The sequence below is a fragment of the Dictyobacter aurantiacus genome, from assembly GCF_003967515.1.
GTDB classification, from domain to species: domain Bacteria; phylum Chloroflexota; class Ktedonobacteria; order Ktedonobacterales; family Ktedonobacteraceae; genus Dictyobacter; species Dictyobacter aurantiacus.
Window position 1 is genome coordinate 4,182,474 of the sequence record NZ_BIFQ01000001.1, and the last position, 26,810, is coordinate 4,209,283.

Genomic DNA, 26,810 nt, shown 5'->3' on the forward strand with positions numbered 1-26,810 from the left:
ATGGACGTGAAGCAACAACATACCGCGCTGCAGCGCATGGCACAGGACAAGGCTCAGTGTGGTATGGGAACTTCCTATCAGGAAGTCCCGGCTATTGAGGCTCCCCCACTGGTTGCCGAGCTGATACAGAATCATGCTCCAGTGGCCTTTGGGGTCTCGGGAGGGAAAGATAGTTCCGCTATGGCACTGGCGACTACAGCGTACCTGGACCAGATGGGCCACCAGGGGCCGCGGATCCTGATCCACAGTGATCTCGGACGCGTGGAATGGGCGGAATCGCTGCCCATGTGCCAGCGTTTGGCCGACCGGCTGGGGATCGAACTCATTGTTGTACGCCGTCAGGCCGGTGACCTGCTGGACCGCTGGTGCACGCGGTGGCACAACAATGTGGCGAGGTATGCGCAACTCTCCTGCGTTAAGCTGATCCTGCCCTGGTCGACGGCGAGCATGCGTTTTTGCACGTCCGAGCTCAAGACAGCGATCATCTGCCGAGAACTGGTGCAGCGCTTCCCGGGGCAGACGATCCTCTCCGTTGCGGGCCTGCGGGCGGATGAAAGCCCTTTGCGGGCCAAACTGCCGGTGCTCATGCCGCAGGCCCGGCTAACCAGCAAGACGCTGCAGACGACGGGGTACAACTGGCACCCCTTGTTGCCGTGGAGTCTCCAGGATGTGCTGTGCTGTCACCAGTTGGCTCGCTTCCCACTGCACGAGGCCTATACCACCTACGGGTCTTCGCGCGTTTCCTGTGCATTCTGTATGCTCGGGTCTCGTGCGGACCTCATCGCTTCCAGTGCGTGTCCAGACAATCAGGCCATCTACAGAGCGATGGTGGAGCTGGAGATCACCTCCACCTTCAGCTTTCAGGAGCAGCAGTGGCTAGGGGACGTTGCGCCACATCTCCTGCCACAGGAGATACGAGAGCAGTTGCACGAGGCCAAAGGGCGCGCGCGACAACGGGAGCGGATCGAGGCGCGCATCCCGAGGCACCTGCTTTACAGCAAGGGATGGCCGCTGGGGATGCCAACGTATGCGGAGGCCATCCTCTTGAGCGAGGTCCGCCGGGAAATCGCAGCCCTGCTGCAGCTTTCCATCGGTTACACAGAACCCGATGCCATTCTGGAGCGGTACCACGAACTGCTCCTCGCGCGCCCACTGGCACAGCAGCAACGGCCCGAACAGCGCGCACCGATCCAACACTGCTTGTGGGATGAACACGACGGAGAAAGGATGTACGCCGTATGACAATCGTTCCTCTTTCGACAGCCTGGACGGAGCAGGCCCCGTTCCAAACGGCCAGGGAGGCCGCGCAGCGCTACGGCTGGTCCGTGCTCCCGCTGGGCGCAGACAAGCGCCCGCCGGCAGTGGGTGGCGCCCACGCCGACGGGACGCCCAAGCGCCTGGCCTGGAAAGCGTTCCAGAAGCGGCGCGCCTCCGCCCAAGAGATAACACACTGGGAGCACCAGTATGCCCCGGCCGCCTGGGGTGTGATTACCGGGGAGCTTAGCAAGGTGCTCATCCTTGACTTCGACGGATTGGAGGGTCAGCAAACACTTGGGCAACTCGGTCTGGATCCCCACGTCAGAACCGGATCCGGGGGCTACCACGTGTATTTTCACCACCCCGGCTGGCCAGTTCCTACGATCAACAGCAAAACAACACACGAACTCGGCCGGAGCTGGCCTGGACTGGATATCCGCGCGGATGGGGGCTATGCCGCGTTTTGTGGACGCAGTGCGTCTGGTCCCTATACCTGGTTGCGCGATCCTGAGCCGGAAGCGCTGACCTGCTTACCTGAGGATCTGCGGGCCTTCCTGGGGCTCCTGGCCGCTCGGGGAGAGGTACCCTTAGAGACACAGCGCACGGGGTCAGTGCTCGGGCAGACGCTGGTTCAGCGGGCGCTGCGCATGGTCCAGATTGATAAGAAAGGGCGCAACGATACCGGGTTCTGGCTTGCCTGCCAATTGCGGGACAACGGGTTTCCGAGGGAGGCGGCAAAGCAAGCGCTGCAGAACTATAGTGAGCAGGTCCCTGCGACCAATACTAAGGGGCATGCCGAGCCGTACACGCGGGAAGAAGCGTTCGCCAGCCTGGAAAGCGCCTACCAGGAGGCAGCGCGCTCTCCCTGGAGCGAACTGGCCACCGCATCGCACGGCGGCAGTCGGGGAGGGGGGACCGTCAAAGTGGCGATGGGTTCCCCTTCCGGCCCCGCTTCCCTGCCGGAGATCGTCATCGGGGGCGACCAGCTGCGCGACCTGACCGACCAGGCGATCGCCGCTATCCAGGCGCAAGAGCGCCACCATCCCACGCTGTTTCTCCAGTCGGCGCGCCTCGTGCGTATCGCCAGGGATGAGACGCAGCGGCCGATTATCGCCCAGATGGGGGTCAACGAGGTGAAGGAGGTGCTGACCCACTCCGCGAACTACTTCCGCCTCAAGAAGGCGGCCGGCACAGACCTCTGGCAGAAAATTCCGACGTCGCCACCCAAGGAACTGGCCGAGCAGATCCTGGCCCGTCAGACGCAAAAGCCCTACCTGCCCTTTCCGGCGCTGGCCGCAATCGTGGAAACCCCGGTAATGCGACCCGACGGCACCATTTTAGACCAGCCGGGTTACGATGCGAAGACAAAGCTGTACTATGCGCCTCAGGAGGGCATGCGCGCATGCACGGTGCCGGCCTCACCCACCAGGGAAGAGCGGGACGCGGCGCTCGCCCTGATCATGGATGCCATCGGGCAATTTGCGTATGTGGAGCAGGCTGATAAGGCGAATGCGCTGGGCCTGTGCCTGACGCCTCTGGTGCGCCCGGCGATCAAGCGGCACGTGCCGCTGGCGCTCATCGATGCGCCCAAGCAGGGCTCGGGAAAGGGGCTCTACAGTGATGTGGTCTCGACCATTGCCACCGGCAATAGTGCGGCGATCCTGACCCTGTCCGATAGCGATGAGGAACTGCAGAAGACGATCACGTCCCTGCTGGTCGAGGGCGCGACGATCGTCACCATCGACAACATCACCGGACAGCTACAGTCCAGGCATCTGGATGCCGTGTTGACATCCGATATGTGGCGCGGCCGCATCCTGGGCCAGTCGAAGATGACGTACGTCCCCCAACGGGCCACGTGGCTGGCGACAGGCAACAACATCAAGATCGGTGGCGACCTCGGCCGCCGGTGCTATCGCATCCGCTTCGACCCGAAGACATCGCGTCCCTGGCTGCGTACTGGCTTCAAGCACAGCGACCTGATCACCTGGGTGCTCGAACACCGGTCGGAACTCATTGCAGCCCTCCTGACCCTGGCTCGCGCCTGGTATGTGGCAGGTTGCCCACAGTACGACCACATTCCGGCGCTAGGGACCTTTACCGGCTGGAGCAAAACCATTGGTGGCATTCTGGAGTACGCAGGCGTACAGGGGTTCCTCTCCAATCTGGCCAGGCTTTACGACGAAGCGGACGAGGAAAACGCTCAATGGGATACATTTTTCCAGGCCTGGATCGCGCAATTTGGAAGTGAGTGGGTCACGACGGCCACATTGAACGAGCATCTGGGGGCTGCGAGTGGTCCCGATGACAAAAGTGATGGACCCCTCGCAAATGCGCTGCCGGAATACCTCCAAATAACCCTCAAAGAGCGGCCCAAAAGCTTTAAGGCGTCCTTCTCAAAAGCGCTTGAGAGGCGCGTCGATGAGTGTTTCGGTGACGACAATTTGCGACTGGAGAAGAAGCGGGATAAGCACCGCAATATCAATAATTGGAGGATTTTGCGAGGGGTGGCGGAGGTGTTACAGGCCACGTGTGAGAAAAAAAATTCTGACAACTTTTCTGCAAAATTAGAGTGTGTTAAAAGCGACCGGGAAGACCTCCGCCACCCCTCGCAAATTGATGATAGCGACGAAGCCCAAAATTCACCGATTGGCTCAGCAGGCGCGCCAAGCACACAACCTTCTCTGAACGAAGAACCTGAAAACCCACAAAGTGCGAGTGGATCCCTCGCATCTACAGAAGAATGGGAGGAATTTGACCTATGAACGCCATGGAACTTGTCCAGATACTGGAGGAGAGGAACATTTTCCTCTCCTGTGAAGGAGACCGCTTGCACGCCCGGGCTGTGAAAGGTGCGCTGACACCGGAACTGCAGGCGGAAATCAAAGCCCAGAAGCCGGCCCTGCTGGCATTGCTGTCGGCCCCACCGTCCATTGATGCGGCATGCACCGTTTGCGGCTGCCCCTGTGACTGGTACAGCGACGAGGGGACCCCGTTTTGTGACCGCCACCGTCGTGAGGCGTCATTGTTGCAGTGCGCGGCTTCACCCTCCCTGCGCCTAGTCACCTCGGCCGCGTTCTTCCTGCACGAGGTCGCGGAAATTGCCGAAGAGTTTTGTACCTTGTCTGGCCCCATTGCACTGGACCTGGAGACGACCGGCCTCAATGCACAGTCGGATAAAGTCGTCTCGATTCTGCTGGGAACACTTGGTCAAGTCTACATGCTGGACATGCGGCCCTACTACCAGCTGTCGGAGGAACGGCAGCAGCAGTGGAAGAGGGGATTACAGGAGCTGTTCACCCGGCTCTCGGATGTCACCTGGATCGGCCACAATTTGAAGTTCGACTGGAAGTTCCTGTCCGCGCAATTCGATCTGCGCCTTTCCCACATATACGACACGATGCTGGCCGAGCAACTGATCCGCAGCGTCGGCTTGAGCGACAACGACGTATCAGTCGGGCTGAAGGCGACGGCAGCTCGCTATCACCTTCCCGTCGAGAAAGAGCAGCGAGCCTGGTTTCCCGGATTGGATCGCCGCGAGACAGAATGGAACGCGCCGTTTCCGGAGCGGCAACTGCGCTACATGGTCCAGGACATTGAGGCCCCCTACCAGGTCTATCAGCGGCAGCAGGAGGCGCTGTACAAGCTGGACCTGGTGCGCGTTATCCAGCTCGAAATGCAGGCACTCTCCGCGCTGGCGGCCATGGAGATGCGGGGCGTACTGATCGACCAGGCGCAGTGGCGTGCCATTTTGGCCCAGAAGTACGCGCGCCAACAGCGCCTTGAGCAGGAAATTACCGCGACATTGGGTCAGGCCCTGCAGCGCGTCTATGATCGTTATCAGCAGGCGCTGCAGCAAGAAGAGCGCCGATTGGTAAATCTCTATCAGCAGGAGGGCAGGCAATCGATGACCTGGCCAGCATTCCGCAAGAAGGCGTTGGATGCATGGAAACAAGAGCATCCTCAACCGCCACGGCCGCCGCAAAGGGCCCAGGGAGAACCAGCCATCAAGCTGTCGTCCACGGTACAGTTGCAGGCCTCCCTGTGCGCGCTCGGGATCCCTTGTACCTCTACGAAGGAGAGCGCGCTGGAACCCTACGCAGCGCAGTACCCGCTGGTGGCCAGTCTCTTACAGTGGAAGAAGCTCCAGAAGTTCAGCAGCGCCTTTGGCGAGAACATCCTGGCCATGATCGGCCCAGACGGGCGGCTCCGCGGCGACTTCGCACAGATTGGTGCTGTATCAGGTCGGATCATCTGCAGCAAGCCGAACCTCCAGCAGATGCCAGCACATGAGCACAGAGAAGACGAGAACATCCGCCGGTGCTTTATCGCTTCTCCAGGGTACCAACTGCTCAAGGCCGATTTGAGCAACATTGAACTCCGTATCCTGGCTGAAGTATCGCGCGACGCCACAATGCTACGGTTCTTCGCAGAAGGCAAGGACCTGCACGCGGAAACGGCCAAACTCATGTTCGGGTTGCCAGCTGATGCTAACACGAAAGCGCTGATGTACAAAGAGCAGGTGTCGATGCGCGACGTGGCCAAGACAATCAACTTTGGGTTGGCCTACGGTATGGGAGCACAGGGACTCGCCAGTCGGGTCGGTGTGCCCGTCGATATGGCCAGAGGTCTGATGGACACCTACTTCTCGACATATGCGGGAGTTGCCCGGTGGCTGCGTCAGACGGCCCAGCACTCTATGAAGCAGGGTTATGCCGTCACGCTGGGAGGGCGAAAGCGCTTCTTCCCGACCCAGTTCGCAGATCGCGCAACACGGGGGAACGTGGAGCGGGCCGCCAAAAATCACCCAATTCAGGGGACCAATGCGGACATTCTTAAGCGGGCACTTACCCTCTTATACGAGACCTTACCGGAGGGGGTCTGCGTCCTCCTTACCGTACATGATGAAATCGTCCTAGAGTGCCCTGAAGCGTTCGTCGAAGCAGCAACGGAGCACCTGAAAAAGGCGATGGTCCAGGCCTGCCGGGACTATTTGCACATTGTCTCCATACCTGATCCCGATGTGCTGGTGGATACCTATTGGAGGAAGGATTAGGGAGACCCACATAGATATACACAGTTCTCGGAGCGAGATAAAAAGGTTCAAATCATAACCACAGGAGAGCAGGGAATGGAGAAAAAACCTTTTGCCTGGTATGGAGGCAAATCCGCACTGGTACCAACATTGTTATCCCTTTTGCCAACGCATCAGGTCTATTGTGAAGTTTTCGGAGGGTCAGGTGCCCTTCTCTTTGGAAAGTCGCCCAGCCCTATCGAGATTTTCAATGACGTTGACAGTGGTGTGGTCAATTTTTTTCGAGTGCTCCGCAATCCGCAACAGGCAGAGGCACTTCAGGCACTCTTACAGCTCACGCCCTATGCTCGTGAAGAATATTATGACTGCCTACGGGGTTGGCAAGAAGCTCCAGATCCGGTAGAGAAAGCCCGGCAGTGGTATTGTGCCGTGATGCAGAGCATGAATGGTTCCATTCGCGCAACCGGCTGGAGTTCTTCAAAGAAGCCAGGATCGAACCCAGCCCAGAAGTGGTCCAACCATACCCGTCACCTCAAACAGTTTGCTCACCGGCTCTCGAAAGTGCAGATCGACCATCGTGACTTTGAGCAGGTGATCCAAGCCTATGACGGCCCAGAAACGTGTTTTTACCTCGATCCTCCCTACCTTGTAGAGACGAGGAAGAAAGCGCAGTGCTACACCTACGAGATGTCTACCGCTGATCACCAACGGTTGCTGGCATGCATTCAACAGGTCAAAGGCATGGTAATTCTTTCTGGCTACGAGCACCCCTTGTATAAAGAGGCGCTCACGGGGTGGGACTGCAAAAAAGTAACGGTATCCTGTTCGGCAGAGAACCGGAGTAGCAAGCAAGAGATTCTACCCCAGACAATGCGGAATGAGTGTATATGGCGCAATCCATTGTGTGTCCAGGAAGAAAAACGAGCCAAGCAAGTTCTATTGTTTTCTGATGAGGCTTGCTAAAGTGTGGCTCATGTGAACTCCCCTATGCAATGCTTGGTCAAGTTCTATGACCAAGCATTTAAGCTGAATTCTCGCGGCACAAACGAATTGACAGCATCAACACTTATTCTGTAATATTGGAGTTATTCGATGCTAATCGTGATGGGCAGGATAAGCGTGCAGCACGTACCCACTGGTGAGTTCAAGAAGACACTGATGCAGAGAGGATAATCCCGTATGCCACTCTTAGAGACATTGATGGTTGATGTCGGAGGCTCGATTGCCAAGGCACTTCTCACGCGTTGGCTCGGTAGCAATTCCATCGTTTCGGATGCCACTTCAAGTGTTGCTGATGTGCTCAAGGGGAGCATTACGGATCGCCTTGCTCAGCAGCGTGCCCGCCATCAGTTTGAAGCCATCGGGGAAAAGGTAGGAGAAAGCCTATTCCCACTCTTTGAAACCGAGGGCGCGGCATTAGATGAAGAATCACGAACAGCGATCGCCATGGCAGTCGCTGAGACGCTCAATACGGCCAGTAGTGCTCTATTGGCGAAACACAACCTGGAGCCCGTTGAGATCGCTTGTCAACTGCTAAAGGACCATCCTGCGCATTCCTATCATTTTTCTAGTACAGAGGAACACCTGTACGAGCAGATCATAAGTGAATCCTGCCAATATATTGTTGATATCGCCTCACAACTTCCCCGCTTTAACGAACGCATGCTGGCAGAAATCCTTGGACGGGAACGGCAACTGATAAATATTGCTGAAAACATCGTGCAAGAAGTCACACGTTTACGAGAGCAACAAGACCCACAGCGCGTAGCAGCACGCTTTGAATTAGACTATCGGCGAGCCGTCATACGGAAATTGGACGAACTGGAACTCTTTGGTTCAGGTATGTCAGTTACAGCTCGTAAATATTCATTAAGCTTGGCATATGTCGCACTTTCTCTTGAGCACGATGTAGTTAAGCCCCTGCAAGAGTACGAAGAACGAAGCCATCTCACCATACCTGACTCCAGCAGGAAGTCAAGAGTGGTGAGAGAGGTTACTGGTCTCCTTCAGGTGCTAGCCGAGTCACCCTATCTTTTACTGCGCGGGGATGCGGGGTCGGGGAAAACAACATTAATGCAATGGATTGCCGTGCAATCAGCCTTGCAATGTTTTCCCCAAGAACTCGCGCCTTGGAATGGAACTGTGCCTTTTCTGATTCGCCTGCGTCAGCATATCCATGTAGGGGAGAACTGTGAACCGCGTTGGCCAGTGCCAGAGGATTTCCCGGGGTTGGTTGCGCCGATAATTGCAGGTTCAATGCCACAAGGGTGGGTGCACCAACAGTTGCAGGAAGGGCATGCAATTGTATTGGTTGATGGGATCGACGAGGTGCCGATCCCGTTGCGTGAAAGTATCTACGTATGGCTTGGCGATCTGATTGCATCTTATCCTCTGGCTCGATTTGTTGTGACTGCACGGCCCTACGCCGCGAACAAAGATGATCTACCTGCGCGTGAGCGCCTCAAAGAGGCGCAAGTGCTCCCTATGAGTCCTTCTGCCACCGAAGAGTTTATTACACAATGGCATCGAGCGATTGAGGCAAATTTGCAAGACTTGCAAGACTTGCAAGACCTGCAAGAATCTGCGAATTATTTGATTGCCGGGATCCGTAGCAGCCGCGCACTTCAACAATTGGCTACCAATCCCCTACTTTGTGCTATGCTCTGCGTTCTGAATCGCGAGCGTCATCAGCATTTGCCTTCAAACAGAATTGCACTCTATGAGGCGTGCTGTGAATTGTTGATCGAGCGGAGGGACCAGGAACGCCGTATTTCGCTACTTGATTATCCTGCAGCAACGCTTTCCTACGAGCAGAAAAGTTTGCTGCTGTCTGATTTAGCTTACTGGATGGTACGCAATGGGCAAACAGAGGTCCCAGATGACACAGTAGACGAGTGGATGACACGCCACCTTAGTAGAATGGTGGGTGTCCCGAATGGCCTTAAGGGAACAGATGCGCGTCTGCTGTTTATGGAACGCTCGGGTATCCTGCGCGAACCAATGAGTGGTGCAGTTGACTTTACCCATCGTACGTTCCAGGAATTCCTTGCAGCCAAAGCGATTGTAGATGAGAACGATATTCCCTTGCTGGTAGAACATGCACATGATGATCAATGGCGTGAAGTCGTGCTACTTACTGTCGGATTAGCCTCACGGAAGGTACGTGAAAATCTAGTAGAACGCTTACTAAAGCGTGGTGAAGTTAGAAAACGGATTCGTGCCCAATTATATCTTCTGGCTGCAGCTTGTACACAATCCGTACATGAAGAGATGAATATGGGCATCCAATCGCGTATTGATCGCGGCCTTGCCACTTTGATACCTCTGAAAAGTGTAGGTCAGGTTGAGGCTATGGCTGCTGCTGGAACATTTGCAGTTCCTTATTTAGCCCCTCGTTTTGAGTACAGTCCATCTGTCGCCGCAGCGTGTGTTCGTGCTCTTCTTCGCATAGGGAATGAATCAGCATTTAACATATTAGAGAAATATACTAGTGATAATACTGCTGATGTAATTGATGCCCTTATTCAAGGGTTGAGAGAAGTTGGTGATAAGTCCGTCTATTCACAGCGCTTTCTTTCACATATTAAGCATCTCTCAATTTCAATAGAAACATTTCAATTTTTGCCTTTTATTTTAGAGCTGAATTCCCTAGCGTTTTGGGAGTTTCCCAAGGAGAGTGATCTCTCGATATTGGAGCGATTACCAAAGTTAACTTCTCTGGAGTTCCATATTCTTCCTGAGGAGCATGATCTCTCGATATTGGAGCGATTACCAAAGTTAACTTCTCTCGTGTTACATGAACTTTCCAACGTGAGTGACCTCTCGATACTAGAACGATTACCAAAGCTGACTTCTCTCGGGTTGATGGATCTTCCCAATGTAAGTGACCTTTCAGTGTTGGAGTTGTTACCAGAGCTGAGTTCGCTAGTGTTGATGGATCTTCCCAAGGTGAGCGATCTTTCAGTGTTAGAGAAATTACCAAGGCTGACTTCTCTCGCGTTGTATAACCCTACTACTGTTTCAATGTTGAAACAGTTGCGAGGATTAACCTCTTTAACGTTATATAACCTTCTCGAGGGTGACCTCTCGGTGCTGGAGAGTTTACCAAAGCTGACTTCTCTCGCGTTGATGGATCTTCCCAAGATGAGTGACCTCTCGGCATTGGAGAAGTTACCAGGGCTGACTGCTTTAAGGTTGTATGACCTTCCCGAGATGAGTGACCTCTCGGCATTGGAGAAGTTACCAGGGCTGACTGCTTTAAGGTTGCGGGATCTTCCCGAAGTGAGTGACCTTTCGGCTCTAGAGAAGTTACCAAAGCTGACTTCTCTCGCGTTGTATAACCTTCCCAAGGTGAGTAACCTCGCAGTGCTAGAGCAGTTGCCAAATTTAACGTCGTTGGATGTGTGGAACCTTCCCAAGGTGAGTGACCTCGCAGTGTTAGAGCGATTGCCAAGGTTAACATCATTAGAGTTGCGAAACCTTCCCAAGGTGAGTGATCTCTCAAGTTTAACCTCTCTTGAGAGTTTGAAGTCTATCTCTATTGGAAGGATGGCTGCAAGGTGTGTTTTTCCAGAACATGTGTTGGCTCGGGTAATCATTCAAAGATTTAGATAGACACATCATTAATACTTTGATTGGCGATCTTCCAAAGAAGCAAGCTTGGAAAAAATCGATCGGCTTAAAATTAAATTCTTGTGAACACTTTATGTGATCTTGGAGAATAATAGTAGCTTCTTCTGTTACCTATCAATACATTGTAAGAATTCTTTTCCTCCAAAGACACATAAAGGAGTACCTGCACATGGCAACTATCCTGCTCACCGACGATGAGTACACATTTCTCGTCAACACCCATAAGGACCTTATAGAGCGCGCGAAGACGGCGAGTCCCCGCGCTGCCACCCATCTGCGAACGGCAGCGAAATTGCATTCGGATTTCATCGCGTTGGAAGATGGACGGCGCGCCGCAGCCAAGACGAAAACAGAGGCCCGCCAGGAGCGAGAGGCGCACAAAATCCAGCGCCAGCAAGAGCGCCTGGCTGCACTGCAGCAAAAGATGCAGCAACAACAACCCCAGCGCGCACAGGGATCGGCTAGTCAATCCTCGACCAATCAGAACCAGGGCCGCGCGAGCGCCTAAATTACATTTAACCATAGGACAGAAAAAAGCGAGTCAATTTCAGAGGAAAAGCGTGACCGTTGCATAACGTCAACATAGCGCCTTTCCGCTTCTGAGGCTCGCTTTTTTCTACGATTATACCCCGACTTTTCACCCATTAAACCACAGAAGTTTGAGTCAATTTCAGGACTCCATGTAGAAAAGATTTCAGTCGAGAACGCCAGGGAGTGATATGCATGGGTCTACTCAACAAAATGAACCCGTTTAAGGGCCGCCAGCCGGGCGCGCCCGGTGTCTTCAATCCGGTGATCACGCCGGTGCCGGATCCTAACGCGTCACCTCAACAGCAATCTACCAACCAATCCCAATCGAACGGTCCACCTGATCCCGATACAGGCCCTCTTGCAGGCAACGCGAACGGGAGTGCCGCCCCAGGCGCGGCGTCCGATATGCTGAACCTGGTGAACTACACGCCAGAGCAACTCGTTTCACATGTCGACCAGAGGGTATCACGCATCCAGTTCGGGTGGTCCTTCTCAACAAAGTTGATGGAGGGCTATAGCGAGATCTGGGCGTGGATGGGGCCGATCGTGCTGGTTATCGGCACGATCGGAGAAGTGTTCCTTGTCCTCTGGCTGCGGCAGAAAGTCCAGGAGATTATCGCTGGTGTCTCTATCGTTGCGGTCGCCCTGGTATTGGAGGGCACCTTCCTTGCCGTTTCCTATAAGGCGGCCACGATCCGCAACCGCGCCGAGCGGCGGACGAACGGACCGAACGAGTTGGACAAGCGCAAATTAAAGCGGCAATTCTACTTCTGGTGCGCCCTGGCCATAGGCGTCTGTGCTACGCAGGTAATCTTCGTTGCCGCCCAGACCAGGGATGATGGTATCGGCCTCTATGGTGTCTGGATTTTCGCGATCCTCCGCGCAGTCTTCACGCTGGTGGCTGATGGCTATACCGCATTTGCCCACGAGGAGAAACCCACCACGGCCGATCAGGCCCTGGAGGAAGAAGAGCAGCGCACAAAGGCCAGTGATCTACTTCTGGCCCAGAAAACGAAGGAGGTGGATACCATCAACGCTGGTATCTTGCGAGTGCGGGAGGCCAGTGTGGAGGCCAAAATCAAAGATGATAAGATGCAAACCCGCCTGACCACTGAGCGGATGCAGAATCAGGCGCTCATCGACGCCCTGCGCACCCAACAGGAAACGGCCAACATGACCATCCAGATGCTGACGAACCTGAACCGAGCCATCATGGATCCGACCATGCCCGCCGACCAGCGCCAGATCGCGATCAACACGATGATCGCCCTGGGCAACGGCTACAGCAAGGTCGTTCCGAGTACGACCAGCATCACGGTACAAGAGGAAGAGGAGGATTGACGTATGGTCGAGCGTCCATACAGCCGTTATACGCGAGCAAAAACTTGGGCCGCGCTCTATAGCCAGCATATCCATGCTGGCTATGCCCTCGTGCCCCACACGACGACCGAGAACAGTATCGATGTGATCAATTGTAAGGATGGCAACAAGAGCGGGCTGGATCTCGCAAGGGAGACGCTGCAGAAGGCGGAAGAACTGCTCAAGCACGAGCGGGAAATAGCGGAGTACTACCGGCTGCGACAGACACCCGATAAGGCTCCTGCGGTCATTGCTGACGCGATCAAGGCAAAGAAATTGCGGACCGCAGTTGTGCTGGCGAAGAGCAGCGAGTACTACCACTACAGTCTGGAGGACATCCCCGGTCTGACGCTCGTTATCTGCGGCCTGCACGACAGCTACCTGCACATTCCGGTATGGGAGATGAATACCAATCGGCGATACAAGGCCCGCGAAACCGCCGTTTCTCTGACCGATCCCTACTTTGATGTGATTCGCTGTACACAATTTGGGCACAGCATCCTGCTGGCAGCGTATGCGAAGGGCAACGCGGATGCCATCGCATTCGTTGAGAGCAAACAATTCCCCGAGCGGAGCCGCACGAGGATGAAGCGCGAGAAAGATGCCTTTCAGCATCAGACCTATCGGGGTCGCCCCCTGGCCTTCCGGGACGAAGCCGCGCGTCGGGAAGTCGGGCAGAAAATCAGCCAGAGCCTCAAGGAGTACCACGCGAAGAAACACCTGCGTATCCTTTAATCACCAAGCATAGCGAAAGGATGGAATACCTATGGTATGGTTTGGGATTCTCACCGGTTTTGCTCTCGTCCTGGATTTCTTCTCCATTTTTGAGATGATCGTATGGATTGACCTGGTTATTCGGGGAATCAAAAGGGCACATGCCCATCAGCAGTATCGACGCCATATGCATGCCCTGTATCGCTATGGCATCATCAGCCTCGTTCTCCCGATTATGAGCGTCTACCCACTCATTATGGCATATGATAGTGCACCACACGCAGACATCTCCCTTATGGTGGCTACACTCTATGGGGTGCTAACCTTCTATAGTCTGACGATCATACTTTGGGGCTGTGTAATCTACCTGCGCGTTCGCGTCACTCGTGAGGTCTTCTATTGCTATCTTCTCCCCGAAGATGCCAACAAGGTGCGGATACGGAAGTTTCTAGAGGGCATGAAGTTCGCCTCCAAGATGCTCCCTCAACGCTCGCTGAAACGAGAAGTTATTGACCCTCTGGTTCGTTCGATGGAGGTCGCGGTACGCCTGGATGTATTCCCGAAAGGAAAGAAAGAAGAGGTACAGCTCACCAACGACTTTCACATCTACTGTAAAGTACCCAGTAAAAGAGACACTCTCATAAGGAAATCAAAGGAGCACCGTGTAACTGATGCTCTTGCGCATAGTGCAAGGGTGAACAATTGCCGACGCCCTCGTGAGGACGTAGCGTATTGTAAAAATTGATCCATGTCTCTGCAGCGCCCAGAAAGTGACCCAGGGTTCGGTACGAACGGCGATCCGCCACCGCAAGCTTGAACGTGCCCACAAACCTCTCGGCGTAGCCATTATCTGTAGGTGTGCCAGCACGGCTCATCGATTGCAGAAATCCTTTCTGTAACAGCAGATTTTGGGTGCAGTGCGCTCCATATTGTTTGCCTTGATCGCTATGCCAAATGGTTCCCGCTGTGGGAAAGGTCATGGTCTCTATGACGCTCGTCACTAGGTCGGCGCGCATATGATAATCAAAGGCCAATCCAAAAATCTGGCGCGTCTGTTTCTCCAGGGCAAAGCAGCCTCGCACGCGGGATTGATCGGCCAGATGAACCTCAAAGATGTCAGAAAAGATGACCTGTTGCGTGGCATCCTCACTCAGTTCTCGGACCAGGTTCGGAGCTATCTCAGCTGCCTTGCCCGGATAGACGTACTTCTTCTTTTTGCGCCGAGCGGCGATGCCATATTTGTGCATCACCCGTTTGACCCGATTCTTGCCGGTGTTGGTGAGCACGGCCAGCTTGCGATGTCCCAACGTATCATCCAGTTCATGCCACTGTTCAATACTGACAACCAAGGCTTTATCCATCTGCGGCCGCTTGAGATGCAGATACAGGCTGCTACGAGCGATGCCAAGGGCACGGGCGAGTTGTGTTTTGTTGATCGGACCACCAGAAGCGCAGAGGGTTCGCCCAAGTTCCACTTTCTCGTGTGCGCTTAATTGCCCAGTAGCCCGCGGGATTTTTTTAGCAGGTCATTTTGAACGGTCAGATCGCCAATGAGCTGCTTCAACTCTTCCGGAGATTCCCCTGGCGCATGGCCTTGGGCCTTGCTGCGCGTTTGGAGATCACGTTGATCGGCAAAGATCTCTGGCCCTTTTTGTTGAAATTCTTGGCGCCATCGACTGATGACGGAACTGGCCAGGCCAAACTTTCGGCACACTTCTTCTAAGGTCGTCTCACGCTGAAAGCTTTCCATGACCACTTTGAACTTGAATTCTGGTGTATACGTTTTCCGTTTGCCTGCCAATAGGGTGAACAGAGCGCGCCTTGATCTGTTGCCAGAGTAGGTTTCGCTCTGTTTCCCTCCGAACCGCACGGACACCTTTCGATGTATACGGCTCTCCAGCCATTCTCAGGAAATTCCTGGTGTTGAACCTCTCCCATGAGCTTCTTTGCCTTACGCATACCGCTGGTTGTGTTCAACGCAATGGCCTGCTTCCCTTCACCATGTGAACGGTGCTACCGTCTCAGATTACTATGGAAGCTCTGTCACCCTATCGCGGCTCCGGCACAAAGTTATCAGAACCCACAACGTAGGTGATCTCCGTTTGACGCTCCTCCCATATACGGATGGGTTAGGCTCCCGTTCGTTCCTTTATCGTGGCGTCTTCCACGCTGAGAAGAGTTAGAGAGTACAGGAGTCGAAACATGTAACCCCTGTAAACATCTTCTGTGGACGTCTCAACCAGTCTTCGTCCACCCCGGTACTTAAGGCTAAGAAACTGGGTTTTAAGTGATCAAGCCTTGGCCATACCATCCTTGGTCTTGCATCACACTCTGTCTCCTGGTTTCCAGGGCTGACGCTTTACGAGCATGCTTAGTTCCCTTGTGACGTTTCCATCTCCGGTAATCTCGTTGACCATACGGGATCTCTCTACCCGTAACTTCATGAGAAGCGATGAAGAAGGGCGCTCTACGGACGCACTGTCTTCCGTACCTCTCTTCTTTTACTGTCTATTCTACCAGGTACGTTACATACTGTGACCTGGCCGTCGATGCATTCGGAAGAGGATATAGCCATTATGAGCGGCTCTACCAGGAGGGTGCAGGAACGCTAAATAGATTGAATGAATTGTTCGAAGGCTTCCCTCACATCGATGATGATGCAAAAGTCTTTTTGAATGAGTATGCTGCCAAAGAACTTGGCATTTAGGGTGTTAATGTGGAATGTACTAATGTTAAAGAAAGATGCATCTGGCTTTTGAGCCGAACGGGGACTGAAACGTCATATGTATGAAATCGCTTTGCAGCGTAGCCAGATTCGTCCTGGCTTTGAGTCAGATGAGGGGTGAAACAGCATATACTATAATCGCCCGCTGCATCCAGCTTTTGTGCTGGATGAGGATTGAAATCATTACGGTATCTGTTCTAAGTATCGTGACATTTTTGAGAGGGGATAAGCACTGCTTACTCCCTCTCATTTTTTATTGGTATGCGATGTCATCAATTCTTGTATAATTAATTTTTTGTTAATAAAAACAAGAGTACGTTTTATTCATGCGTTTAGCACTTCACATCACTAATTTCTTGCTATATACTAATCTCCATTAAGGTATGTGTTCATGAACATGTATTCAGTTGCAGAAAGAAAAAGATACTCTACCAGAATCTTTCTTCTTATGGCCTTGAAAACCGGTAACGGTTCGTGCGCATCTTTTTCAACGTGGTCGCGATCTGGAAGGATTGCGGGAGAGAAAATTGACAAGAATTGCTCACACAAAAAATGCTCTCGGAAAACGCCAGGGATTAGAAGAGCATTTGCATCATGTTGCTGAAAACGCAAGGCAGTACGGTGCCCCCTTTGGTGGGGGAGCATTTACCTATTATGCTGGATTATTGCATGACATTGGGAAATATGATCCGGATTTTCAACGTTACCTCCTTGTTGCTGAAAATCTCAATGCAACACAACGCGTAAAGGGACCAGATCATAAGGGAGCTGGAACACTTCTTGGAGAAGCATTTGAGAGCAAAGGATCTTTGGCATTCACCATATTTGGGCATCATGGAGGTCTCCCATCTGCTGCTAAATTGCAAACGCATATCCGCGAGCTCCAGCGAAAAAAAACAGTGCAAGATGCAATTACTGTTGCAAAACAACAGGTACCCGCATTGCAAGTTCCGCCAGGAAAAGTTCTCCCTCCCTATATCCGCACTGCATTGGATCTGGAGTTCTTCATACGGATGGCTTTTTCCGCTCTGGTGGATGCAGATTTTCTTGATACAGAACAGCATTTCCATGGAGGGAAAAGAACAGAACGGGGTGGGTATTGGTCTATAGCGGCGTTATTGCAGACATTTGAAAAAGAACATATGCGAAAATTTGGGAATGTCGACCCAACTCCGCTCAACGCCATTCGTGCTGAAGTATACCAAAAGTGCATTGATGCTTCTCACAATACCCCCAGATTTTTCCGGCTGACTGTTCCGACAGGTGGTGGAAAAACGCTTGCCAGCCTGGCATTTGCATTGCACCATGCGAAGGAGAATGGCATGGCGCGCGTCATTTATGCAATCCCATATACCAGTATTATCGACCAGACTGCACAGGTTTTCCGTGGACTATTTGGTGATGATCGGGCATTTCTTGAACACCATAGTGATGTAGGTACGTTGGATCCTGATCAACCATCGCCCTCAGAGATCCGCCGAAGACTGGTTGCAGAAAACTGGGATGCAGCATTGATTGTCACGACGACCGTGCAGTTGTTTGAGAGTCTGTTGGGCCAGAGTACGAGCCGCTGCCGCAAACTGCATCATATTGCCAACAGTGTCATCATTCTTGATGAAGCTCAGATGTTGCCAGTGTACTTCCTGACGCCTCTTCTCGATGTGCTACGCCAGTTGGTCGCGCATTATGGTGTAACCGTCGTCATCTGTACTGCGACACAGCCTGATTTTGAGGCGCGGCAGGGCTTCGACGGACTCGAGGCTATTGACGACATTATTCCATCACCTGAACGATACTTTGCTCAGCTCAAACGTGTCGTCTATCAATTACCCGTTGCTGGCGAGACCTGGACCTGGGAGCAGATTGCCGATCGCGTACGATCTGAGCGGCAAATACTGGTCATCGTGAATACGCGTCGTGATGCTGTTGATATTCTTGATCTATTGACGATTGAAGATCCTCTTGAACACGAGTACGATCCTACCCTCTTCCATCTCTCTACCCGGCTGTGTAGCGCGCACCGCAAAGCGGTTTTAGCGGAAGTACGCCGTCTTCTCGATCTGAAAGAGCCGTGCCGTCTTATTGCCACACAAGTCGTTGAAGCGGGTGTGGATGTTGATTTTCCTCTTGTGATGCGTGCAGTTGGCCCTTTAGATAGTATCGTGCAGGCGGCTGGACGGGCGAACCGTGAGGGAAAGATGCCGTCTCTGGGCCAGGTAATTGTCTTTGCGCCTGAACATGGCCATACTCCGCAAGGGGCCTACCGCGTCGGAACGGATGTCGCTGCAAGATTGTTGAAAGAGAGCGCTGCGGATTTACATGACCCTGCCCTGTATCAACGATATTTCCGCGAATACTATGGTTATCCGTATCGCGATCACTATGGCATTCAAGCATTACGCAAAAGCTTCAATTATCCAGAAGTCGCGCAGAAATTTCGCATGATTGGGGATGAGAGCACTCCTGTCATCGTGAGGTATAAGCCTGAGCGCGAAGCTATTGAACATCTGCTTAATCGGTTGCGAACCGCCCGGTATCCTCGTCGTAGTGACCTCCGTGCATTGCAACCCTATACGGTCAATCTGCTCACACATGAGTTGAAAAAAGCGCAGCAGCAAGGCCTCGCCGTAGAAGTGATTCCTGGAGTCTGGGAATGGCGTGGGAACTACGAAAGTGGAATTGATGGCAAACATGGGCAGGGTATTGTCCTGGATAGCGCATTCAGTGCTGATCTCCATATCTGGTAGTACCCCACCCACATTATCCTCATTGAAACGGGGAGGAGCTGGAGCACCATGGAAACACATGGACCAGAAAAGGCGCGTGCGCCTTGACAGGTGCTGGATCACAAGAAATCACCGGAAAAAAGCGCATGCGCTTTTTTCCCAGCGATCTGTAATATGGTTCTTTTTGGTCTGCGGAGGATTGAAACCATTGAACGAATGGACAAACAACGATGTATACACCAGTTGAAGTGTGTGTCTGGGGGAAGTTCGCTTGCTTTACCCGGCCGGAGATGAAGGTTGAACGCGTGAGTTACGAAGTAATGACCCCTTCAGCTGCACGAGGTGTACTCGAAGCCATTTTCTGGAAGCCAGAATTTCAGTGGCGTGTTCGAGAGATCCGCGTGCTCAAGCCAATACGGCACTTTTCCGTGTTGCGCAATGAAGTGAACAGCCGTGCATCGTATGGAGTAGGGCAGCGGTCCCTCCAGGGGGAGAAAGGATTTTACGCAGAAGAGGATCGCTCACAGCGACATACACTGTGCCTGCGCGATGTGGCCTATAGTATTGCCGCGGATGTTGTTGTCCGCCCGGGTGTGCAAGAGGATGCTGCGAAATATCGCGACCAGTTTCAGCGCAGAGTCAAGAGAGGTCAATGTTATAGTATGCCCTACCTGGGTTGCCGTGAATTTCCTGCGCAATTCGGCCCGGAGATCCCAGAGACTGAAGATGCCTACCTCCAGGATATCAATATTGATCTGGGTAGAATGCTTTTTGATCTTGACTATGAGCCAGATGGCAGTGGAAGAGGCCAACCACGTTTCTTTCCCGCGTCGCTGCACCATGGCGTCCTGCGCATTCCAGAAACACTGTATGGAAAGGATCAGTAAAGATGTTTCTGGAAAAACTGAGTGAATATGCCGGTCAGATCGCGCAGCTCCCACCTCCTATGTATCAATCCACGTCCGTGCGCTATATTATTCACCTTGATGAGCATGGGACGTATAAAGGTATCGATGAATTGATAGGTGAGAAGGGTAAAGCAAACGTTTTGTTCGTGGCACCACATTGCAAACGCTCTTCGGGCATCAAACCGAAATTGCTGGTTGACAACGGTGAATATACCCTTGGCATCGCGCGTGAGAAAAGCGATCCCAGGCGCGTACAGGAGCAACATGACGCCTATGTCAAACAGGTGAGAGAGTGTGCAGTTGCCACGCGTGAGCCATCGGTGGTCGCGGTCGCAAAATTTCTCGGCTCGCCCAATATTGTTGATGCTATTCTGCAAAAGAAACGAGAGTTTGATCCATCCAGCAATATTGCGTTCCGGGTCGGTGACATCTACCCGATTGATCAAGAAGCTGTGCGGAATTATTGGGCGAAGAAGGCGGCAGCAGGCGATGCAGAGGCGACGATGCAGTGCCTCGTCTGTGGAGAAATGCGCCCCCCCGTTGAGCGATTGCCCATTGTCATTAAAGGTATTCCAGGTGGCCAGGCAACCGGAATGACACTCATTTCGGCGAACGCTGCTGCATTTGAGTCATATGGCCTGACCGCATCATTGATTGCCCCTACCTGCGAAGCGTGTGGGGAGCGCTTTGGGAATGCGCTCAATGAACTCCTGCGAGGGCCAAATACGCATATCATTTTGCCACCACTTGCCTACATCTTTTGGGTTCGTCCTTCTGACGCCTCTACCGATACAGATGAATTGAATATTCCCGACTTGATGGAAGCGAAACCAGATGTTGTCAAAGAACTGTTCAGGTCTGTCCGTAGTGGTGATGTTACGGCAACCTCCCTCGATACCTCGGCTTTCTATGCTGCAACACTGTCTGCAAGCGGTGCGCGCATCGTACTTCGGGATTGGATTGAAACTTCGGCACAAAATGCCCATCGTGACTTGGCACGATTTTTCTGGCTGCAGCGCATTCTGGATCCCGATGGCTTTTTCCGCTACTTTCCCCTGTATGTTCTTATCAATGCCACGGCCAACCGCCTCTCGAAAGAAAAACCAGTGGCCCAGGTTGGCGAGGCTCTGATGCGTGTTGCGTTACATGGTGGTCATCTGCCAACATCACTTATGTACAGAGTAATCCATCGTGTTCGGGCCAGTCGCGAAATCCAGCCGGAACAGGCTGCGCTGATCAAAATGGTGCTGTTGTCTCAGCAAAACACGGATGTTGTGGACTATGAAGGAGATACTACAATGGCAAGCCTTGATGAAAAAGATACAAGCAGTGCCTATCTCTGTGGTCGACTTCTGGCACAATTGGACTATATCCAGTACCGTGCGTTGGGAAAAGTCAATGCCACAATTGTCGACCGTTTCTACGGGACCGCTTCAACGGCCCCTGCTGTCGTGTTTCCTCGACTCCTCAAGGGAGCCATTCCTCATCTGGCAACCATACGTACCAAAGACTCAAATACGATGTACAAAGGGTATGGTGCTTCCCTGAGTTATCCAGACAAAGAGTTAGCAAAACTGCTGGAACACCTCCCTTCGTTTCCAACTATTCTTACCCTTGAGGAGCAGGGAAGATTTGCACTGGGCTTTTATTATCAGAGAGCCAGATATCTTTCTCCCCGGCAGACTTCCACCAACGATGCGCTCACTGTTGAAACACCTGATAATGATGATACCAATCCTGTTGAAGAAATATGAAGAGGAGTTTTTATCCATGACCACTCTATCAACGCCGATCTATTGTGATCCAACCAGACGGCATGATTTTGCGTTCCTGTTTGATGTGACCAATGGAAATCCGAATGGTGACCCTGATGCTGGCAATCTCCCGCGAATTGATCCCGAAACAATGCGCGGATTGGTGACGGACGTGTGTATCAAGCGAAAAATTCGTGATTGGGTGGATATGACAGCTGAGCAAAAAGCTGGTTTTGCCATTTATGTGCAAAACAAGGGAATTGCGCTCAATGATTTCAACAAGCGTGCTCATGAAGCTGTCTTTGGAGCAGCTTCAGAAAATGAGCCAGGTGGTACTGTACTCGAAGAAAAAGAAGGGAAACGCCCGAAGGCGACAAAAGTAGGTGACCAGGGAAAAGAGTCACGGGATAGGAGAGTGGACGAGAGCCTTGCCTCCCGCCAGCATGCGCGCCGAGACTGGATGTGTAAGCAATTCTATGACATCCGTACCTTCGGCGCCGTGCTATCCACCGGCGATTACCCAGCTGGGCAGGTTCGCGGTCCAATCCAGTTAACGTTCGCTCAATCCGTTGATCGGATCGTTCCTCAAGACATCTCCATTACACGCGTCGCGGTAACCGAAATGAATCCACAGAAAAAGACAACGAGTACGATGGGGCGCAAGGCATTTGTCCCGTATGGTTTGTATCTTGGCTATGGCTTTGTTGTCCCACACTTTGCACAACAAACAGGTTTCTCCTCAGAGGACTTGGAAGTGTTCTGGACAGCTCTGCAGTCGGTATGGGATATCGATCGCTCTGCCAACCGAGGTATGCTGGCATTGCGTGGCCTCATCATTTTTAGCCACAGGAATGCTTTAGGAAACGCACCAGCACATCGTCTTTTTGATCGGATACATGTCAAACTTGCCGAAGATGTACAAATACCTCGACACATCAACGACTACGCGATTACAGTAAACGAAATGGATTTACCAGAGGAAGTGACGCTCACACGACTCGTGTAGTAGCCTGGCTTGATAGCATATTCTAGCGTGGTAGGAGCATCCATGAGCTGGCTGGATGCTCCCACGGGAGGGAAAGTAGTTGATGAAGCTGAAAGATGACGTAAATAGGGAAGATTTAGAGCCGGTAATGATATCTGCTCTGGAGCACTATAGTTATTGTCCCCGGCAGTGTGCTCTTATTCATCTAGAGCAGATTTTTGATGAAAACATTTATACATTAAGGGGCAATATAGCTCATGAGCGCGTGGATCAGGCTACAAGCCGCAACGAAGATGACATACAGGTCGAGAGGGGGTTGCCATTGTGGTCGCACCGCTTAGGTCTCACCGGGCGCGCCGATGTTGTAGAGTTTCCTGGAAATGTTCCCTATCCGGTTGAGTACAAACAAGGAAAACGCCGTGATTGGGAATACGAAGCTATCCAATTATGCGCTCAGGCACTTTGCTTAGAAGAAATGCTTGGGATTGCTGTCCCGCAAGGAGCTATTTACTATTGTAGCTCACGAGTACGCCGCGAAATCACGTTTGATACACCATTGCGTGAGATGGTGACTAAAATGACCGGGGCAGTACGGATACTCTTGAAAAGTAGCTATATGCCCTCAGCAGTGAATGACCAACGGTGTAATAAATGTTCTCTGATTGAGTCTTGCCTACCAAACGTCGTGGTGCAATCTGATCGATGGAAATTTTATCGCTCGCACCTCTTCACTGTTGAAGAAGAAAGTATAACTGGCGAATGAAAGAGATTCTCAACACGCTGTACGTTACGACTGAGCGGGCATATCTGCACCTTGATCACGATACCATCCGTATGGAAGCCAAGGAGACGAAGCTAGTACAGATGCCCCTTATTCATCTTAGTAGCATTGTCTGTTTTGGCAATATTCTGCTCAGTCCAGCATTAATTCATCGTTGTGCCGAGGATGGGCGCACTATCGTTCTACTTGATACTCATGGTCACTTTAAAGCACGTATTGAGGGTCCAACCAGTGGCAATGTCTTGCTCCGACAAGCTCAATATGTAGCAAATAGTGATCAAACGCGCGCATTCTCTATTGCACGCAATATCGTAGCAGGGAAAGTGCAAAATTGTCGTCAGGTGCTCATGAGAGCTTACCGAGAGACGGAGAATGATAAAGACCGTCACGTATTAGCAGCTGCGGCAATCGTACATGCCAATGTATTGAAGCGCTTAGAGCACTATACCCTTATTGAAGCGGTGCGTGGCAGTGAAGGAGATGCTGCGCGTGCCTACTTCGGAGCTTTTGATTCTATGGTACGAGAAGATCGTACCGTTTTTACTCTCAATGGGCGTACCCGACGTCCACCGCTTGATCGGGTGAATGCATTGCTCTCGTTTGTCTATACGCTTTTGCGCCATGACTGCGCGGGAGCACTGCAGGGAGTGGGATTGGATCCGCAGGTTGGTTACTTACATGTACTGCGCCCTGGACGCCCGGCGCTAGCTCTAGATTTGATGGAGGAGTTGCGCCCAATAGTAGCAGATCGTTTGATTCTCTCGCTCATCAATAGATGCCAGATTCAACGCGACGATTTTATTGAACGCGAAGGAGGGGCTATTCATCTGACAGAGAAAGCTCGTAAAGTAGTTATTCAAGCCTATCAGAACCGCAAGCAAAATGAAGTTCAACATAGAGTTCTCAGCAAAAAAATACCAATCGGATTGCTCCCTCATGTTCAGGCACGTTTACTGGCGCGGCACCTGCGAGGAGACGTGCCTGATTATCTTCCCTTTCTCTATCGGTAGCAATCACCAATAGAGGTGTACTCGCCCTTTCCGCCCAAATGTGAGTTGAAATAAAATGACAGCACAACGCGAATTGAGAAGTAAAAGCAATGGATATATTAGTAGCATATGATGTTTGTACTGAAACGAACGAAGGCAAACGTAGGCTTCGCAAAGTGGCTGAAGCTTGTCTCGCCTATGGGCAACGAGTTCAGAAATCGGTATTTGAATGCTCATTAAACGAGATGCAACTTGAACAGTTGAAACAGCGTTTGCTTCAAGTTATGAGCGAAACAGAGGATAGCCTGCGTATCTACCGTATGACGCAAGTACGTTCTCGTTATCTCTGGACATTTGGTAATCAACACGATGTTGATTATAATGCGCCACTCATTTACTAATATGCGCGAACCAGATCTGCTGAATCAACAAGCACGAGGTTCGCGCATACAGCTAAAGATATGCTGAATGCCCATCCCAAGCTGGTAGAGGCGAATATGAGAAAGGGACCTACAGAAAGGCGGGCACAAAAACTTGTGTGTTGAGGTAATGACAAATGAGGTCCGCGCAAATAGGCGAGTCAACACAGGCAGAGCCTATGTTGAAAGCGTGAGCGGATGCACCCAGCCTCGCGGTTGGGTGAGGATTGAAACAAAAATGGGCCTCATCAAACGATTCAGGGAGGGCGATGCACCCAGCCTCGCGGTTGGGTGAGGATTGAAACAAGAGGGCATGAGGCTGGTACCTAGTGCTGCAGCAGATGCACCCAGCCTCGCGGTTGGGTGAGGATTGAAACGAACCACCAGCAGCAGCTGCCAGCCCTGCCAGTGATGCACCCAGCCTCGCGGTTGGGTGAGGATTGAAACATAATAGCCATGGCTGCAATCCCTATGCACATCTAATGATGCACCCAGCCTCGCGGTTGGGTGAGGATTGAAACAATATTGCGATGTTTACGCAAGCTGCTCATACGGGATGCACCCAGCCTCGCGGTTGGGTGAGGATTGAAACTCATCGAGGAAAAAAACAGCGGCAGAATTGGCGCAAGGATGCACCCAGCCTCGCGGTTGGGTGAGGATTGAAACACTGGCAGTAGCAGCAGAAAGAACACCCCCAAAATGATGCACCCAGCCTCGCGGTTGGGTGAGGATTGAAACAATGTATCTATCTAAAGCCTCTGCTCTAAAACGCCGATGCACCCAGCCTCGCGGTTGGGTGAGGATTGAAACCCGCGGTATGTCCACGATCGCATGGTGACCGTGCGGATGCACCCAGCCTCGCGGTTGGGTGAGGATTGAAACATGATGACGATCCCATGCGCCGAGCTGCCGCTTGTGATGCACCCAGCCTCGCGGTTGGGTGAGGATTGAAACTGATCAAAGGTTGATGTTATATCACGAGCATTGGTGCGATGCACCCAGCCTCGCGGTTGGGTGAGGATTGAAACACCTCTAGTGTGTAGTATTCCTTCTGTGGCATCTCGATGCACCCAGCCTCGCGGTTGGGTGAGGATTGAAACACGCTTTGCAGCGGATTGTAGGAGCCGCCGCCATGATGCACCCAGCCTCGCGGTTGGGTGAGGATTGAAACGCCATATCCAGATCAAAGAGCAGATCCACATCGGGATGCACCCAGCCTCGCGGTTGGGTGAGGATTGAAACACATCGGTCGTTGGTGGCACGAGCACACGCTGCCGATGCACCCAGCCTCGCGGTTGGGTGAGGATTGAAACTCGGTCCACGACGCCATGGGCGCGGCGGTCTATAGCCGATGCACCCAGCCTCGCGGTTGGGTGAGGATTGAAACATGGATGGACTGGCACCCTGGGAGTATCGCTCGTTGATGCACCCAGCCTCGCGGTTGGGTGAGGATTGAAACCTAAATATTGCCGAACTGGGCGCGGATCTGATCCCCGGATGCACCCAGCCTCGCGGTTGGGTGAGGATTGAAACTGGATAAAGCAGCTCGTGACAAGAGCGCAGGCGGCATGATGCACCCAGCCTCGCGGTTGGGTGAGGATTGAAACTCGGTGAAGGTGATCACGTCGCCGCGGTGGTAGTCCCGATGCACCCAGCCTCGCGGTTGGGTGAGGATTGAAACATACGCGGCCAGCAGTAACACCTGATGTAGTCCCGATGCACCCAGCCTCGCGGTTGGGTGAGGATTGAAACTCTGACCCCAATGTGCAGGACTTAGGGCTCATCTGATGCACCCAGCCTCGCGGTTGGGTGAGGATTGAAACTTTGCCTGCCTCGTAGTAGAAGACGCGGCCCGTATGATGCACCCAGCCTCGCGGTTGGGTGAGGATTGAAACATCCATTCGACCGGTCAAGGTAAAAGTGGCGTTGGAGATGCACCCAGCCTCGCGGTTGGGTGAGGATTGAAACATTGGCCAGGATCCACTGCTTAATCCT

Annotated in this window: 17 protein-coding genes and 1 CRISPR repeat array (1 of these 18 only partly in view); of the genes, 15 read left to right on the forward strand and 2 right to left on the reverse strand. The window is 52.7% G+C overall.

What is annotated here, in order from left to right:
* The 8 genes from KTT_RS16890 to KTT_RS16925 all read left to right on the forward strand — a co-directional run bounded on the left by KTT_RS16890 (nt 1) and on the right by KTT_RS16925 (nt 13,549).
* Nucleotides 1-1,242: a phosphoadenosine phosphosulfate reductase domain-containing protein gene (locus KTT_RS16890; protein ID WP_126597098.1), complete on the forward strand. Its 1,242-nt coding sequence runs from the start codon at nt 1-3 to the stop codon at nt 1,240-1,242.
* On the forward strand, nt 1,239-4,022 hold the full coding sequence (locus KTT_RS16895) for a bifunctional DNA primase/polymerase (RefSeq protein ID WP_126597099.1): 2,784 nt from the start codon (nt 1,239-1,241) through the stop codon (nt 4,020-4,022). Before KTT_RS16890 ends, KTT_RS16895 begins: the two co-directional genes overlap by 4 nt.
* Complete coding sequence (locus tag KTT_RS16900; protein ID WP_126597100.1) at nt 4,019-6,313, forward strand: DNA polymerase; 2,295 nt, start codon at nt 4,019-4,021, stop codon at nt 6,311-6,313. Before KTT_RS16895 ends, KTT_RS16900 begins: the two co-directional genes overlap by 4 nt.
* A 75-nt stretch (nt 6,314-6,388) precedes the next feature.
* The gene (locus KTT_RS16905) at nt 6,389-7,255 is read left to right on the forward strand and encodes a DNA adenine methylase (protein WP_126597101.1); all 867 of its coding nucleotides are present in this window, start codon (nt 6,389-6,391) and stop codon (nt 7,253-7,255) included.
* Nucleotides 7,256-7,471: 216 nt separating this feature from the next.
* Nucleotides 7,472-10,906: an NACHT domain-containing protein gene (locus KTT_RS16910; RefSeq protein WP_126597102.1), complete on the forward strand. Its 3,435-nt coding sequence runs from the start codon at nt 7,472-7,474 to the stop codon at nt 10,904-10,906.
* 187 nt (nt 10,907-11,093) lie between these two features.
* Nucleotides 11,094-11,432: a hypothetical protein gene (locus KTT_RS16915; protein WP_126597103.1), complete on the forward strand. Its 339-nt coding sequence runs from the start codon at nt 11,094-11,096 to the stop codon at nt 11,430-11,432.
* A gap of 215 nt (nt 11,433-11,647) precedes the next feature.
* Nucleotides 11,648-12,796: a hypothetical protein gene (locus KTT_RS16920; RefSeq protein WP_126597104.1), complete on the forward strand. Its 1,149-nt coding sequence runs from the start codon at nt 11,648-11,650 to the stop codon at nt 12,794-12,796.
* 3 nt (nt 12,797-12,799) lie between these two features.
* Nucleotides 12,800-13,549, forward strand: coding sequence for a hypothetical protein (locus tag KTT_RS16925; protein ID WP_126597105.1), 750 nt, complete (start codon nt 12,800-12,802; stop codon nt 13,547-13,549).
* 617 nt (nt 13,550-14,166) lie between these two features.
* Here the strand turns inward: KTT_RS16925 and KTT_RS16930 are convergent.
* A complete protein-coding gene (locus KTT_RS16930) occupies nt 14,167-15,003 on the reverse strand; it encodes an IS3 family transposase (RefSeq protein ID WP_160145929.1) in 837 nt (278 codons plus the stop codon).
* 14 nt (nt 15,004-15,017) lie between these two features.
* On the reverse strand, nt 15,018-15,404 hold the full coding sequence (locus tag KTT_RS16935; protein ID WP_307720645.1) for a transposase: 387 nt from the start codon (nt 15,402-15,404) through the stop codon (nt 15,018-15,020).
* Between the two features lie 1,376 nt (nt 15,405-16,780).
* On the opposite strand from KTT_RS16935, the gene cas3 reads away from it, so the two are divergent.
* The 7 genes from cas3 (at nt 16,781) to cas2 (ending at nt 24,797) form a co-directional block, all read left to right on the forward strand.
* On the forward strand, nt 16,781-19,000 hold the full coding sequence (gene cas3, locus KTT_RS16940; RefSeq protein WP_126597107.1) for a CRISPR-associated helicase Cas3': 2,220 nt from the start codon (nt 16,781-16,783) through the stop codon (nt 18,998-19,000).
* A gap of 209 nt (nt 19,001-19,209) precedes the next feature.
* Nucleotides 19,210-19,866, forward strand: coding sequence for a type I-C CRISPR-associated protein Cas5c (gene cas5c / locus KTT_RS16945; protein WP_126597108.1), 657 nt, complete (start codon nt 19,210-19,212; stop codon nt 19,864-19,866).
* A 2-nt stretch (nt 19,867-19,868) separates the two neighbouring features.
* Entirely contained in the window at nt 19,869-21,641 is a 1,773-nt protein-coding gene (cas8c, locus tag KTT_RS16950) for a type I-C CRISPR-associated protein Cas8c/Csd1 (protein WP_126597109.1), read from the forward strand.
* Nucleotides 21,642-21,657: 16 nt separating this feature from the next.
* Complete coding sequence (cas7c, locus tag KTT_RS16955) at nt 21,658-22,647, forward strand: type I-C CRISPR-associated protein Cas7/Csd2 (RefSeq protein ID WP_126597110.1); 990 nt, start codon at nt 21,658-21,660, stop codon at nt 22,645-22,647.
* An 82-nt stretch (nt 22,648-22,729) separates the two neighbouring features.
* Nucleotides 22,730-23,389: a CRISPR-associated protein Cas4 gene (cas4, locus tag KTT_RS16960; protein WP_126597111.1), complete on the forward strand. Its 660-nt coding sequence runs from the start codon at nt 22,730-22,732 to the stop codon at nt 23,387-23,389.
* Complete coding sequence (cas1c, locus tag KTT_RS16965) at nt 23,386-24,417, forward strand: type I-C CRISPR-associated endonuclease Cas1c (RefSeq protein WP_126597112.1); 1,032 nt, start codon at nt 23,386-23,388, stop codon at nt 24,415-24,417. Before cas4 ends, cas1c begins: the two co-directional genes overlap by 4 nt.
* A gap of 89 nt (nt 24,418-24,506) precedes the next feature.
* A complete protein-coding gene (gene cas2 / locus KTT_RS16970) occupies nt 24,507-24,797 on the forward strand; it encodes a CRISPR-associated endonuclease Cas2 (protein WP_126597113.1) in 291 nt (96 codons plus the stop codon).
* A 215-nt stretch (nt 24,798-25,012) separates the two neighbouring features.
* Nucleotides 25,013-26,810: a CRISPR direct-repeat array (repeat unit 37 nt; unit sequence GATGCACCCAGCCTCGCGGTTGGGTGAGGATTGAAAC); it runs 2,566 nt beyond the window's last position.

Coding starts and splice junctions, on each gene's coding strand:
- KTT_RS16890 (WP_126597098.1), top strand. CDS start 1: ATGGACGTGAAGCAACAACATACCGCGCTGCAGCGCATGGCACAGGAC.
- KTT_RS16895 (WP_126597099.1), top strand. CDS start 1,239: ATGACAATCGTTCCTCTTTCGACAGCCTGGACGGAGCAGGCCCCGTTC.
- KTT_RS16900 (WP_126597100.1), top strand. CDS start 4,019: ATGAACGCCATGGAACTTGTCCAGATACTGGAGGAGAGGAACATTTTC.
- KTT_RS16905 (WP_126597101.1), top strand. CDS start 6,389: ATGGAGAAAAAACCTTTTGCCTGGTATGGAGGCAAATCCGCACTGGTA.
- KTT_RS16910 (WP_126597102.1), top strand. CDS start 7,472: ATGCCACTCTTAGAGACATTGATGGTTGATGTCGGAGGCTCGATTGCC.
- KTT_RS16915 (WP_126597103.1), top strand. CDS start 11,094: ATGGCAACTATCCTGCTCACCGACGATGAGTACACATTTCTCGTCAAC.
- KTT_RS16920 (WP_126597104.1), top strand. CDS start 11,648: ATGGGTCTACTCAACAAAATGAACCCGTTTAAGGGCCGCCAGCCGGGC.
- KTT_RS16925 (WP_126597105.1), top strand. CDS start 12,800: ATGGTCGAGCGTCCATACAGCCGTTATACGCGAGCAAAAACTTGGGCC.
- cas5c (WP_126597108.1), top strand. CDS start 19,210: ATGTATACACCAGTTGAAGTGTGTGTCTGGGGGAAGTTCGCTTGCTTT.
- cas8c (WP_126597109.1), top strand. CDS start 19,869: ATGTTTCTGGAAAAACTGAGTGAATATGCCGGTCAGATCGCGCAGCTC.
- cas7c (WP_126597110.1), top strand. CDS start 21,658: ATGACCACTCTATCAACGCCGATCTATTGTGATCCAACCAGACGGCAT.
- cas4 (WP_126597111.1), top strand. CDS start 22,730: ATGAAGCTGAAAGATGACGTAAATAGGGAAGATTTAGAGCCGGTAATG.
- cas1c (WP_126597112.1), top strand. CDS start 23,386: ATGAAAGAGATTCTCAACACGCTGTACGTTACGACTGAGCGGGCATAT.
- cas2 (WP_126597113.1), top strand. CDS start 24,507: ATGGATATATTAGTAGCATATGATGTTTGTACTGAAACGAACGAAGGC.